This window comes from Serratia marcescens, assembly GCF_006715005.1.
Lineage (GTDB): Bacteria > Pseudomonadota > Gammaproteobacteria > Enterobacterales > Enterobacteriaceae > Serratia > Serratia montpellierensis.
Map to the genome: position 1 here is coordinate 3191711 of NZ_VFMJ01000001.1, position 13780 is coordinate 3205490.

The 13780-nt window shown below is 62.4% G+C and carries 13 protein-coding genes; 9 read left to right on the top strand and 4 right to left on the bottom strand.

Annotated features, from left to right (window positions below; all coding sequences use genetic code 11):
* Positions 1-21 precede the first annotated feature (21 nt).
* From FHU12_RS15430 to kdpE, 6 genes are all read left to right on the top strand, one after another.
* On the top strand, positions 22-111 hold the full coding sequence (locus FHU12_RS15430) for a K(+)-transporting ATPase subunit F (RefSeq protein ID WP_016928742.1): 90 nt from the start codon (positions 22-24) through the stop codon (positions 109-111).
* A complete protein-coding gene (gene kdpA / locus FHU12_RS15435; protein WP_043136574.1) occupies positions 111-1799 on the top strand; it encodes a potassium-transporting ATPase subunit KdpA in 1689 nt (562 codons plus the stop codon). Before FHU12_RS15430 ends, kdpA begins: the two co-directional genes overlap by 1 nt.
* A 26-nt stretch (positions 1800-1825) precedes the next feature.
* On the top strand, positions 1826-3895 hold the full coding sequence (gene kdpB, locus FHU12_RS15440; RefSeq protein WP_141970385.1) for a potassium-transporting ATPase subunit KdpB: 2070 nt from the start codon (positions 1826-1828) through the stop codon (positions 3893-3895).
* 18 nt (positions 3896-3913) lie between these two features.
* On the top strand, positions 3914-4483 hold the full coding sequence (gene kdpC / locus FHU12_RS15445; protein WP_141970387.1) for a potassium-transporting ATPase subunit KdpC: 570 nt from the start codon (positions 3914-3916) through the stop codon (positions 4481-4483).
* A gap of 73 nt (positions 4484-4556) precedes the next feature.
* Complete coding sequence (kdpD, locus tag FHU12_RS15450) at positions 4557-7253, top strand: two-component system sensor histidine kinase KdpD (RefSeq protein ID WP_016928746.1); 2697 nt, start codon at positions 4557-4559, stop codon at positions 7251-7253.
* Between the two features lie 16 nt (positions 7254-7269).
* Positions 7270-7959 carry a two-component system response regulator KdpE gene (gene kdpE, locus FHU12_RS15455; protein ID WP_038877506.1) on the top strand — a complete coding sequence of 230 codons (690 nt, stop codon included), beginning with the start codon at positions 7270-7272 and terminating at the stop codon, positions 7957-7959.
* Positions 7960-7986: 27 nt separating this feature from the next.
* Here the strand turns inward: kdpE and FHU12_RS15460 are convergent, their stop codons facing one another.
* From FHU12_RS15460 to seqA, 4 genes are all read right to left on the bottom strand, one after another.
* Positions 7987-8286, bottom strand: a complete 300-nt coding sequence (locus FHU12_RS15460; RefSeq protein ID WP_038877504.1) for a DUF3861 domain-containing protein — start codon at positions 8284-8286, stop codon at positions 7987-7989.
* Complete coding sequence (locus FHU12_RS15465; RefSeq protein WP_141970389.1) at positions 8286-8930, bottom strand: PadR family transcriptional regulator; 645 nt, start codon at positions 8928-8930, stop codon at positions 8286-8288. The genes FHU12_RS15460 and FHU12_RS15465 overlap by 1 nt, the downstream gene beginning before the upstream one ends.
* Positions 8931-9121: 191 nt before the next feature.
* Positions 9122-10765: a phosphoglucomutase (alpha-D-glucose-1,6-bisphosphate-dependent) gene (pgm, locus tag FHU12_RS15470; RefSeq protein ID WP_141970390.1), complete on the bottom strand. Its 1644-nt coding sequence runs from the start codon at positions 10763-10765 to the stop codon at positions 9122-9124.
* A 77-nt stretch (positions 10766-10842) separates the two neighbouring features.
* On the bottom strand, positions 10843-11385 hold the full coding sequence (gene seqA, locus FHU12_RS15475) for a replication initiation negative regulator SeqA (protein WP_049201976.1): 543 nt from the start codon (positions 11383-11385) through the stop codon (positions 10843-10845).
* 224 nt (positions 11386-11609) lie between these two features.
* Here seqA and ybfF point away from each other — a divergent pair, with 224 nt between their 5' ends.
* From ybfF to fldA, 3 genes are all read left to right on the top strand, one after another.
* Positions 11610-12383, top strand: coding sequence for an esterase (gene ybfF, locus FHU12_RS15480; RefSeq protein ID WP_141970392.1), 774 nt, complete (start codon positions 11610-11612; stop codon positions 12381-12383).
* Positions 12384-12639: 256 nt separating this feature from the next.
* Entirely contained in the window at positions 12640-12927 is a 288-nt protein-coding gene (ybfE, locus tag FHU12_RS15485; RefSeq protein WP_004939936.1) for a LexA regulated protein, read from the top strand.
* Positions 12928-13191: 264 nt separating this feature from the next.
* Positions 13192-13731 (top strand): flavodoxin FldA, encoded by a 540-nt coding sequence (fldA, locus tag FHU12_RS15490; protein ID WP_025301862.1) that lies wholly within the window; start codon positions 13192-13194, stop codon positions 13729-13731.
* Positions 13732-13780 lie beyond the last annotated feature (49 nt).

The following is a 13780-nucleotide window of genomic DNA, read 5'->3' on the forward strand; positions in this document are numbered from 1 at the left end:
CAACACCTCTGGAGGTGTCCCGTGAGTTTCAGCGTTATTGGTGGTGCGCTGTTGGTTCTGCTGCTGTTGGCCTATTTGGTCTACGCCCTGTTTAACGCGGAGGATTTCTGATGGCGGCTTCAGCCTTTTTACTGATCGCCAGCTTCCTGCTGGTGCTTCTGCTGCTGGCCCGGCCGCTGGGCGGCTTTATGGCGCGCCTGATCGAAGGTGAGCCGCTGCCTGCGCTGCGCGGGGTGGAAGCCGGCGTCTGGCGCGCCTGCGGCATCCGCGCCACCGAGATGAACTGGTGGCAGTACGCGCTGGCAATCCTGGCGTTCAACCTGCTCGGCCTGGCGTTGCTGTTCGCCCTGCTGATGACGCAGGGCTCGCTGCCGCTCAACCCGCAAGGCTTCCCGGGCCTCTCCTGGGATCTGGCGCTCAACACCGCCGTCAGCTTCGTCACCAACACCAACTGGCAGGCCTACAGCGGCGAAAGCGCCCTCAGCTATTTCAGCCAGATGGCCGGGCTGGCGGTGCAGAACTTCGTCTCCGCCTCCACCGGCATCGCCGTGGCCTTTGCGCTGATCCGCGCCTTTACCCGCCGCGCCGGCAAGACCGTCGGCAACGCCTGGGCCGATCTGTTCCGCATCACGCTGTATGTGCTGCTGCCGATCGCGCTGCTGATCGCCCTGTTCTTCGTCAGCCAGGGCACGCTGCAAAACTTCCTGCCTTACCTGCACGTCACCACGCTTGAAGGCGCTCAGCAAACGCTGCCGATGGGGCCGGTGGCCTCGCAGGAAGCGATCAAAATGCTCGGCACCAACGGCGGCGGCTTCTTCGGCGCCAACTCGGCGCACCCGTTCGAGAACCCAACCGTGCTGACCAACTTCGTGCAGATGCTGGCCATCTTCCTGATCCCCTGCGCGCTGTGCTTCTCCTTCGGGCAGTTGGCCGGTGAAAACCGCCAGGGCCACGCGCTGATCTGGGCGATGGCGCTGATCTTCGTGGTGGCGGTGGTGGTGGTGATGGTCGCCGAGCTGGCAGGCAACCCGCACCTGAGCGCGCTGGGCGCCGACAGCAACATCAATATGGAAGGCAAAGAGTCACGCTTCGGCATTCTCGCCACCAGCCTGTTCTCAGTGGTGACCACCGCCGCGTCCTGCGGGGCGGTCAACGCCATGCACGACTCCTTCACCGCGCTGGGCGGCATGGTGCCGATGTGGCTAATGCAGATCGGTGAAGTGGTGTTCGGCGGCGTCGGCTCCGGCCTGTACGGCATGCTGCTGTTCGTGCTGCTGACCGTATTTATCGCCGGCCTGATGATCGGCCGCACCCCGGAATATCTGGGCAAGAAAATCGACGTTTACGACATGAAGATGACCGCGCTGGCGATCCTGGTCACGCCGACGCTGGTGTTGCTGGGCAGCGCGCTGGCCATCGGCACCGACGCGGGCCGCGCCGGCATCCTCAACCCGGGCGCCCACGGCTTCAGCGAAGTGCTGTACGCCCTGTCCTCCGCCGCCAACAACAACGGCAGCGCCTTCGCCGGGTTGAGCGTCAATACGCCGTTCTACAACCTGCTGCTGGCCTTCGCCATGTTTGTCGGCCGCTTCGGGGTGATCCTGCCGGTGCTGGCGATCGCCGGTTCGCTGAGCGCCAAACAACGCCAGCCGGCGGGCAACGGCACCCTGCCGACCTATGGGCCGCTGTTTATCGGCCTGCTGATCGGCACCGTATTGCTGGTGGGCGCACTGACCTTCGTGCCGGCGCTGGCGCTGGGCCCGGTGGCCGAGCATTTGCAGCTTTGGTTGGCAAACTAACCGACGTCACAGAGAGAGAATAAGAGATGACTCGCAAACAACGCGCGCTGTTTGAACCCGCCCTGGTGCGCACCGCGCTGATCGATGCGGTGAAAAAACTGGACCCTCGCGTTCAATGGCGCAACCCGGTGATGTTCGTGGTGTATATCGGCAGCATTCTGACCACCGCCATCTGGCTGGCGATCCTCACCGGCCAAACCGACGGCGCCGCCGCCTTTACCGGCAGCGTCGCCCTGTGGTTATGGTTCACCGTGCTGTTCGCCAACTTCGCTGAGGCACTGGCCGAAGGCCGCAGCAAAGCCCAGGCGGAAAGCCTGAGGGGCACCAAGAAAACCAGCTGGGCGAAAAAGCTGGCCGGCCCGCGCCGCGACGGCGCCACGGAGAAAGTGGCCGCCGAAAGCCTGCGCAAAGGCGATATCGTACTGGTGGAAGCCGGCGATACCGTCCCGTGCGACGGCGAAGTGCTGGAAGGCGGCGCCTCGGTAGATGAAAGCGCCATCACCGGCGAATCCGCCCCGGTGATCCGCGAATCCGGCGGCGACTTCTCCTCGGTCACCGGCGGCACCCGCGTGCTGTCCGACTGGCTGGTGGTACAGTGCAGCGTCAACCCGGGGGAAACCTTCCTCGATCGCATGATCGCCATGGTGGAAGGCGCCAAGCGCCGCAAAACGCCGAACGAGATCGCGCTGACTATCCTGCTGGTGGCGCTGACCATCGTGTTCGTCCTGGCCACCGCCACCCTGTTCCCGTTCTCGCAATACAGCGTGGAAGCAGCCGGCAGCGGCAGCGTGGTCACCATCACCGTGCTGGTCGCATTGCTGGTTTGCCTGATCCCCACCACCATCGGTGGCCTGCTGTCCGCCATCGGCGTGGCCGGGATGAGCCGCATGCTCGGCGCCAACGTGATCGCCACCAGCGGCCGCGCGGTGGAAGCCGCCGGCGACGTGGACGTGCTGCTGCTGGATAAAACCGGCACCATCACGCTGGGCAACCGCCAGGCTTCGGAGTTCCTGCCGGCGCCGGGCGTGAAAGAGCAAGAGCTGGCGGACGCCGCGCAGCTGGCCTCGCTGGCGGACGAAACGCCGGAAGGCCGCAGCATCGTGGTGTTGGCCAAACAGCGCTTCAACCTGCGCGAACGCGATCTGCAGGCGCTGAACGCCACCTTCGTGCCCTTCTCCGCCCAGACCCGCATGAGCGGCGTCAACGTGCAGGAGCGCATGATCCGCAAAGGCGCAGTGGATGCCATTCGCCGTCACGTCGAATCCAATCAGGGGCACTTCCCGCGGGCGGTGGACGATCTGGTGGAAAGCGTGGCGCGCACCGGCGGCACGCCGCTGGTGGTGGCGGAAGGCGCCCGGGTGCTGGGGGTGGTGGCGTTGAAGGATATCGTCAAGGGCGGCATCAAAGAACGCTTCAATGAGCTGCGCAAGATGGGCATCAAAACGGTGATGATCACCGGCGATAACCCGCTGACCGCGGCGGCGATCGCCGCCGAAGCCGGGGTGGACGACTTCCTGTCGGAAGCCACGCCGGAAGCCAAGCTGGCGCTGATCCGTCAGTACCAGGCGGAAGGCCGCCTGGTGGCGATGACCGGCGACGGCACCAACGACGCCCCGGCGCTGGCGCAGGCCGATGTGGCGGTGGCGATGAACTCCGGCACCCAAGCCGCCAAAGAGGCGGGCAACATGGTCGATTTGGATTCCAACCCGACCAAGCTGATCGAAGTGGTACACATCGGCAAACAGATGCTGATGACGCGCGGCTCACTGACCACCTTCAGCATCGCCAACGACGTGGCCAAATACTTCGCCATTATTCCGGCGGCGTTCGCGGCCACCTATCCGCAGCTGAACGCGCTGAACGTGATGCACCTGCACTCCCCGGCCTCCGCCATCATGTCGGCGGTGATCTTCAACGCCCTGGTGATCGTGTTCCTGATCCCGCTGGCGTTGAAAGGGGTGAGTTACAAACCGATGAGCGCCGCGGCCCTGCTGCGCCGCAACCTGTGGCTGTACGGGGTCGGCGGCCTGCTGGTGCCGTTCGTCGGCATCAAACTGATCGACCTGATCCTGGTCGCGCTGCACGTCGCCGGTTAACCATTGAGGGAAATGAACATGACGTATTTACGACCTGCGCTGGTGATGCTGATCCTGCTGACGCTGATCACCGGCATCGCCTATCCGCTGCTGACCACCGGGCTGGCGCAGCTGCTGTTTCCAGGGGCGGCCAACGGTTCGCTGCTGTACCGGGACGACAAGGCGGTCGGCTCCGCGCTGATTGGCCAGAACTTTACGCGCGCCGACTATTTCTGGGGTCGCCCATCGGCCACCGGCGATTCGGCCTATAATCCACTGGCCTCCGCCGGCAGTAACCTGGCGGCCACCAACCCGGCGCTGGATAAGGCTATCGCCGAGCGCGCAGCGCAGCTGCGCCAGGCCAACCCTGCGATGAGCGGCCCGATCCCGGTCGATCTGCTGACCGCCTCCGCCAGCGGGTTGGATCCGCAGATCTCGATCGCCGCCGCACAGTATCAACTGGCACGGGTCGCGGCGGCGCGGCATCTGCCACCGGAACAGATAGCTAAACTGATCGAAGACAACACCGATCGGGCCACGCCCAACTTCATGGGGGAGTCGGTGGTCAACGTGCTGAAGCTGAACCTGGCGCTGGATGCGTTGAAGTAACGCGCCGTATTCAGCATAGTGATAGGGTTCGGCATGCCGAACCCCTTTTTGCTTGGTAACACAAGGAATTGTCATGGTCGAAGAAGAACAGCAGCGCCCCGATCCCGATAGCCTGCTGGCGATGGCCAATGAAAAACCGCGCGGCCGGTTGAAGGTATTCTTCGGCGCCTGCGCCGGCGTCGGCAAAACCTACGCCATGCTGCAGGAAGCCCAGCGTTTACGCGCTCAGGGGCTGGACGTGCTGGTCGGCGTGGTGGAAACCCACGGCCGCAGCGAGACTGCCGCCCTGCTCGACGGCCTGACGCTGTTGCCGCAAAAACGCATCCAGCATCGCGGCCGGCTGGTGCATGAATTCGATCTCGACGCCGCGCTGGCGCGCCACCCGGCGCTGGTGTTGATGGATGAACTGGCGCACAGCAACGCTCACGGTTCGCGCCACCCCAAACGCTGGCAGGATGTGGAAGAGCTGCTGGATGCCGGCATCGACGTGCTGACAACCGTCAACGTACAGCATCTGGAAAGCCTGAACGACGTGGTGGGCGGCGTGACCGGCGTACGGGTGCGCGAAACGGTGCCCGACCACGTGTTTGACGAGGCCAGCGAAGTGGTGCTGGTCGATCTGCCGCCGGACGATCTGCGCCGGCGGCTGCACGAAGGCAAAGTGTATATTCCCGGCCAGGCCGAGCGCGCTATCGAGCACTTCTTCCGCAAAGGCAACCTGATCGCCCTGCGTGAGCTGGCGCTGCGCCGCACCGCCGATCGGGTCGATGACCAGATGCGCGAGTTTCGCGACACCCAGGGGCGCGAGAAAGTGTGGCACACCCGCGACAGCATTCTGCTGTGCGTTGGCCACAACAGCGGCAGTGAAAAGCTGGTGCGCATCGCCGCCCGGCTGGCGGCGCGGCTTGGCTGCCACTGGCATGCGGTCTATGTGGAAACCCCCAAGCTGCACCGGCTGCCGGAAAACCAGCGCCGCGCCATTCTGCGCGCGCTGCGGCTGGCGCAGGAACTGGGGGCAGAAACCGCCACCCTGGCCGATCCGTCCGAAGAACGCGCGGTGCTGCGCTACGCCCGCGAGCATAACCTCGGCAAAATCATCATCGGCCGCCGCAGCGAGCAGCGCTGGAAGCTGCGCGGCAGCTTCGCCGATCGCCTTGGCCGACTGGGCCCGGATCTCGATCTGGTGATCGTGGCGCTGGAGAGCGACACCACACAACCGCCGCCGGGCAAGGAACACGACGGCCGCAGCTTCAATGAGAAATGGCGCATGCAGCTGCGCGGTTACGCGGTCGCAGTCGCGCTGTGCGCGCTGATTACCCTGCTCTCGCAGTGGCTGCTGCCGGGCTTCGATCAGGCCAACCTGGTGATGGTCTATCTGCTCGGCGTGGCGATCGTCGCACTGTTCTTCGGCCGCTGGCCGTCGGTGCTGGCGGCGGTGATCAACGTCGCCAGTTTCGATCTGTTCTTCGTTCAGCCCGAATGGTCGTTCGCCGTCAGCGATATGCAGTATCTGCTGACCTTCGGCGTGATGCTCGCCGTGGGCATCATCATCGGCAACCTGACCGCCGGGGTGCGCTATCAGGCCCGGGTGGCGCGCTACCGCGAGCAGCGGGCGCGTCACCTGTACGAAATGTCGCGCGGGCTGAGCCGTGCGCTGACCGTGGCCGACATCGCCAACACCAGCCGCCACTTCCTCTCCAGCAGTTTCCAGGCGAAAACCGTGCTGCTGCTGCCGCAGGAAGACGGCCGGCTGCAGCAGATGGTCGGCGAGGAAGGCGGGCTGCTGTCGGTAGACGAGGCTATCGCGCGCTGGAGCTTCGACAAAGGCCTGCCGGCCGGCGCCGGCACCGACACCCTGCCCGGCGTGCCTTACCAGCTGCTGCCGCTCAATACCCCCAAGCAGACCTTCGGCCTGCTGGCGATCGAGCCCAACAACCTGCGCCAGCTGATGGTGCCGGAACAGCAGCGGCTGTTGCAGACCTTCGCGGTGCTGATCGCCAGCGCGCTGGAGCGGCTGCACCTGGCGCGCAGCGCCGAAGAGGCCAAACTGGACGCCGAGCGCGAACAGCTGCGCAACTCGCTGCTGGCGGCGCTGTCGCACGATCTGCGCACGCCGCTGACCGTGCTGTTCGGCCAGGCGGAAATCCTCACGCTGGACCTGGCGGCCGAAGGTTCCAATCACGCCACCCAGGCCAGCCAGATCCGCCAGCAGGTGCTGAGCACCACCCGGCTGGTGAACAACCTGCTGGATATGGCGCGCATCCAATCCGGCGGTTTCAGCCTGCGCAAAGAGTGGCAGTCGCTGGAAGAGATCGTCGGCGCCTCGCTGCACATGCTGGAGCCGCTGCTCAGCCAGCATCCGATCGTGGTCGAGCTGCCGCCGGAACAGATCCTGGTCAACTGCGACGGTAGCCTGCTGGAGCGGGTGTTCACCAACCTGTTGGAAAACGCCAATAAATACGCCGGCGCCGAGGCCACCATCGGCATTCGCGCGCGCACGCTGCCCGAGTGGCTGGAAGTCGAGGTCTGGGATAACGGCCCCGGCATCCCCGCCGATCAGCTGCAGCTGATTTTCGACAAGTTTTCACGCGGCAATAAAGAGTCGGCAATCCCCGGCGTCGGCTTGGGGTTAGCGATTTGCCGTGCCATTATTGAAGTGCATGATGGCCGCATCTGGGCGGAAAACGGCGCCAACGGCGGTGCCAGCTTCCGCTTCGTGCTGCCGCTGGAAAAACCGCCCGAGATCGACGGCGACGCCTTCGATCTGTAATCAACGCAGGGGAAACGTGAGCATAACGCCAACCAACATTCTGATTGTTGAAGATGAAAAAGAGATCCGCCGCTTCGTACGCACCGCGCTGGAGAGCGAAGGCCTGCGGGTGTTTGAAAGTGAAACGCTGCAGCGCGGGTTGATTGAAGCCGGCACGCGTAAACCGGATCTGATCATTCTTGATTTGGGCTTGCCGGACGGCGACGGGCTGAGCTACATCCGCGATTTGCGGCAATGGAGCGCCATTCCGGTGATCGTGCTGTCGGCACGCAACGCCGAAGAGGACAAAATCGCCGCGCTGGACGCCGGCGCCGACGACTACCTCAGCAAACCGTTCGGCATCGGCGAGCTGCTGGCGCGGGTGCGGGTCGCACTGCGCCGCCACTCCGCCAGTCAACAGGAAAGCCCGCTGATAAGTTTTTCGGAAATCACGGTCGATCTGGTGAATCGCCGGGTGCTGCGCAACGACGAAGATCTGCATCTGACGCCGATCGAGTTTCGCCTGTTGGCGGAGCTGCTGGCCAACGCCGGCAAAGTGATCACCCAACGCCAGCTGTTGAGCCACGTCTGGGGGCCGAACTACGTGGAACACAGCCACTATCTGCGCATCTACATGGGCCACCTGCGGCAGAAGCTCGAAGCCGATCCGGCCCGGCCCAAACACCTGCTGACCGAAACCGGCGTCGGCTATCGCTTCATGCCTTAACCTCGGCGGGCGCGGTTTGCCGCGCCTTTACGCCGCCGGCCCCTTCTTCAATCCGACCATAAATTCTTTAAACGCATCGCGCAGCGGAGCGAACACCGGGTGTTTGCGGTTTTCGATCATCACTTCGGAGAACAGCTTCAATCCTACGGCGAAGGCCGCGCTCTGCTCGGGGCCGAAGTTCAGATCGTCACGCGCCCGGATGCGCTCAACGATGTCGAGAATATCGTCGTGGTTGGTCACTTCAAAACTCAGCGGCGCTTTCTCGACGGGATTGCCCTGGCGATCGCTCAGGGCTTCAACGGTAATAGTAAAACGGTGGCCGGGCATCAGTTCTTCTCCTGCTGCGTGGGTTGAATATGCATTTCGCTTTCGATCGCCGCCACGGCGGTCAGCAACGCGGCGTTGATGCGCTCCACCTGCTGCGGCGTGAGATCGGCGCGCATCACGTTGCCGCGCAGCAGGCTGCGCAGACGATTCATGGCGTCGTAGATGCCTTCCGCCAGGTTGCCGTGCCGATGATGCTCGCGGCCGGCACCCGCCAGGCGCGCCAGAATGACGTCAACCACCTGTTGATGCTTTTGCAGTTCGCCCTCGCCCGCCGCAGTGATGCGGTAGCTTTTGCGGCCGTTGCCGGTGGTGAGCGGTTCAAGAAAATCCTGCTCTTCCAGCAGCGTCAGCGTGGGGTAAATCACCCCCGGGCTCGGCACATACAGGCCGGATGAAGCTTCCTCAATCGCCTTGATCAACTCATAGCCGTGGCTGGGCTTGCGCGCCACCAACGCCAGCAGCACCAGGCGCAAATCGCCGTGCTCGAACAGGCGATGGCGCCCGCCGCGGCCGCCGCGCCCACCCCGGCCGTGCTCTTCGCCGTCACCGCTGAAGTGATGACGACCGCCGCGATGACGGCGCTCCTCGCCCGCTTCGCAGTCATGGTGGTGGTGATGACGGTGTAAACCTAATCGGTGAAACATAGGGTGATACCTCGCTTTAACAGTGAACATCAATACGAGGTTGTTTAGATATATCTAAACAGCATCGATAACGCTAATCTAGATCGATATATCTAAATGCGCAAGCGCGCGCCGATAAAAAGATATATCTAAATTACAGGCATAAAAAAAGCGCTGTAAAAACAGCGCCTTTTATCAATCAAGAAAAGCGATTACTTGGCGGAAGCCAGCACTTCGCTGACGATCTCGACCGCTTCGTGCTCGATCTTCTCGCGGTGTTCCGCCCCGAGGAAGCTCTCACAGTAGATCTTGTATGCGTCTTCGGTACCGGAAGGACGGGCCGCGAACCAGCCGTTGTCGGTCATCACTTTCAGGCCGCCAATCGATGCGCCGTTGCCCGGTGCGGCGGTCAGACGGGCGGTGATCGGGTCGCCCGCCAGGGTATTGGCCTTGACCATCTCCGGCGACAGCTTGGACAGCGCCGCTTTTTGCGCCGCAGTCGCCGGTGCCTGGATGCGGTTATAGCTTGGCGCACCGAAGCGCTTGGCCAGATCGTCATAGTGATGCTGCGGATTTTCACCGGTTACCGCAGTGATTTCAGCCGCCAGCAGGCACATGATGATACCGTCTTTGTCCGTCGACCACGGTTTGCCGTTGAAGCGCAGGAACGAGGCCCCGGCGCTCTCTTCGCCGCCGAAGCCCAGGCTGCCGTCGAACAGGCCGTCCACAAACCACTTGAAGCCAACCGGCACTTCCACCAGCTTGCGGCCCAGGTCGGCCACCACGCGGTCGATCATCGCGCTGGACACCAGCGTTTTACCGACCGCCACATCGGCGCCCCACTGCGGACGATGCTGGAACAGGTAGTTGATGGCTACCGCCAGGTAATGGTTCGGGTTCATCAGGCCTTTCGGCGTGACGATGCCATGACGGTCGTAATCCGGATCGTTGGCGAACGCCAGATCGAATTTGTCGCGCAGCGCCAGCAGGCCGGCCATCGCCGACTCGGACGAGCAGTCCATGCGAATGATGCCGTCGTGGTCCAGATGCATAAAGCGGAAGGTCTGATCGATGGAATCGTTCACCAGCGTCAGATCCAGCTTGTAGTGTTCCGCTACGCGCTGCCAATAGGCGATGCCGGAGCCGCCGAGCGGATCCACGCCCAGTTTCAGGCCGGCACGCTGGATGGCCGGCATGTCGACCACCTCAACCAGCCCTTCGACATACGGCTGCACCAGATCTTTGGCGTGCAGGTGGCCGCTGTTCCAGGCCTTGTCCAGCGACTGACGCTGAACGCCTTTCAGCTGCTGCGCCAGCAGTTGGTTGGCGCGCTTTTCGATCACCGACGTCAGGTTGGTGTCAGCCGGGCCGCCGTTCGGCGGATTGTATTTGATGCCACCGTCTTCCGGCGGGTTGTGGGACGGCGTAATGACGATGCCGTCGGCCAGCGCACCGCCGCGGCGGTTGTGGCACAGAATGGCGTGCGATACCGCCGGCGTTGGCGTGAAGCCGTTGTTTTCCTGCACGATCACGTCGACGCCGTTGGCGGTCAGCACTTCCAGCACGGAAATGAAGGCCGGCTCGGACAGCGCATGGGTGTCTTTGCCCACGTAGCACGGGCCGGTGGTGCCCTGCTGATGGCGAACTTCGGCGATCGCCTGAGCGATGGCGAGGATGTGTGCTTCGTTGAAGCTGTGGCGTTGCGCGCTGCCGCGGTGGCCGGAGGTGCCAAACTTCACCGCATGTGCGGCATTGCCGGCTTCCGGTTGCAGCACATAGTACTGCGACGTCAGCTGGGCTACGTTGATCAGATCGCTTTGGCGGGCGGGCTGCCCGGCACGTGGATTATTCGCCATCGACATATCTCCCTCATCCCTGTCGGTGACCGGGCAAATACGTCGCGCACGGCCATCATGACGGGCTGTTCGCTAAATTAGACGGTACCGCAAACTTTCTCGATCAGTTCCGCCGGGAACTGCATGGCCTGCATGATGTGTTCGATCATGCTGCGTTTGCGGCCGGTATTGGTATTGGTGATCACCCAGTAAGGGGTGCCCGGTACATGCTTCGGCTTGGTATGCGTGCCGTTGGCCAGCAGGGTCTGCTGATCGCCGGCGAAATAGGTGCGGGTACGGCCGGTCAACGCCTCGGTGGCGGCGGCGAAACCGGCGGCATCGAGGGTATACAGCGTGGACAGCACCAGCATGAAACGGTTGACCGCTTTGTTCTGCTCGGCATATTCATCCGACAACAGCAGCTCGCGCATGGCGCGCACGCGATCGCGCGGACGCTGCGCCGGCGCCGTTTTTTCCAGCTCGACGGACTGTGGCGCACTGGCGGCAGGCAACGCGCGCACCGGTTGCCCGGCGGTGAATTTCAACATGCGGCGTAAAATATCGGACGCGCTTTCACCGATGTGTTGCGTGTGGCTGGCAATATAACGGTAAAGCTCTTCGTCGACTTCAATAGTTTTCATCTTTATCCAATACTGTTTTTTCTACTTAGAACCTGAAGCCAGATCCTGCATTCAAGCCATGGGATTATAAGGTTAAAAGCGCTGGGGCGAACACAACAATGTGCCTCCGGACGGAAAATGCAGACTAATACCTATAGCCGGCACTGCCAAGCCCGCGCCGCGAAAATTCCGCATGATTCATCGTGCGATTCAATCATGATACCCTAATCTGAATCTCTCTCAGTATGAACTTCGCCATGAAATTACATTATCAACTGCTGGCCGCCGAGTCAGACGCGCTGCCGGTGCTGCTGATCCACGGGCTGTTCGGCAATCTGGACAACCTGGGCGTGCTGGCGCGCGATCTGCATAAACAGCACACGGTGATCAAGGTCGATCTGCGCAACCACGGCCTCTCTCCGCGCGCCGACGACATGAACTACCCCGCCATGGCGCAGGATCTGCTGGCGCTGCTCGACGAACTGCAGCTGGAAAAAGCGATCGTCATCGGCCATTCGATGGGCGGCAAAGCGGCGATGGCGCTGACCGCCATCGCGCCCGAGCGCGTCGCCAGGCTGATCGTCATCGACGTCGCGCCGGTGAATTACCAGACCCGCCGCCACGACGAGATCTTCGCCGCGCTGAAGGCCGTCAGCGCCGCCGGCATCACCCAGCGCCAGGCGGCTGCCCAGCTGATGCGCGACTACCTGCAGGAAGAAGGCGTGATCCAGTTCCTGCTGAAGTCCTTCCACAACGGCGAATGGCGCTTCAACCTGCCGGTGCTGATCGAACGCTACGAAGACATCACCGGCTGGCAGGAAGTCCCGGCCTGGCCGCATCCGACCCTGTTCATTCGCGGCGGCCTGTCGCCGTACGTGCAGGACAGCTACCGTACGGATATCGCCCGCCAGTTCCCGCAGGCCCGCGCACACGTCGTCGCCGGCACCGGCCATTGGGTGCATGCCGAAAAACCGGAAGCGGTGCTGCGCGCCATTCACCGTTTCCTCGACGAAGCCTGAAAAACGCACTCACCTGGCGAAAAAACGCGCTAAAGATAACGGCTTAGCGCGTTTAGCCCGCAGTTAGGCATTGTCGTCGCTCCATCTGCTGGGGTAATATGGCGCGCTATAATTTTGCCACCGCGCCAGCGCGTTCGCGAACGCCGGTTCGGGGGTGAATTTGGGTTAGGGTTTATTGGCCCGAAGTGTGTTAACCGATGCCTCCGGAAGCGTGCGAGCGCTTTTTGATGCAAACTCCCTTGCAGTACCGCTACCTATGGCAAAAGAACAAACGGATCGCACGACGCTGGATCTGTTCGCAGATGAACGCCGTCCGGGGCGCCCGAAAACCAACCCGCTTTCCCGCGATGAACAGCTTAGAATCAATAAGCGCAATCAGTTACGGCGCGATAAAGTGCGTGGATTGCGGCGCGTAGAGCTGAAAATCAACGCGGATGCGGTGGACGCCCTGAACAAACTGGCGGAACAGCGCAACATCAGCCGCAGCGAACTCATCGAGCAGATGCTGTTGGCACAACTGGCGGAAGAACAGCCGGAACATTGATCTCTTCGGCCGCACGCGCGGCGCGGCGTTAAGGACAACGCCGGATCGACCACGCTTTTCTTCATTCTCCGGCATCGCATAAATGCGATAAAACCCCGGCGCCACTTTCTGGCATGATACGCATTTACCGGTAAGAGACTGCGCCTGTCGGCGCCCGCCCCGGAGGCGAAAGGCTCTTGCCATGGCATCATTTTAATCGGCGTCAGCGGCGGCAGTGCCGGCGTCGAGTAATGCAATTACTTGAATTTAAAGGTTATACGCGATATGGCTACTGTAGGCATTTTCTTTGGCAGCGACACTGGCAATACCGAAAACATTGCCAAAATGATCCAGAAAATTCTCCAGAAACAGTTTGGCGACGACGTCTCTGAAGTGCATGACATCGCTAAAAGCAGCAAAGAAGACCTGGAAGGGTTCGATATTCTGCTGCTGGGTATCCCGACCTGGTACTACGGTGAAGCGCAGTGTGACTGGGATGATTTCTTCCCGACGCTGGAAGAAGTCGACTTCAACGGCAAACTGGTGGCGCTGTTCGGCTGCGGCGACCAGGAAGACTACGCGGAATACTTCTGTGACGCGATGGGCACCATCCGCGACATCATCGAACCGCGCGGCGCGGCCATCGTGGGCCACTGGCCGACCAAAGGCTACCACTTCGAGGCCTCCAAAGGCCTGGCGGACGACGATCACTTCATCGGTCTGGCGATCGACGAAGACCGTCAACCGGAGCTGACCAACGAGCGCGTGGACGCTTGGGTCAAACAGATCGTCGAAGAGCTGAGCCTGGCCGATATCGTCGGCTAAGCCCCGGCACTGGCGAAAGGTTGAACAAAGGCCCTGTAAAGTGCATAGT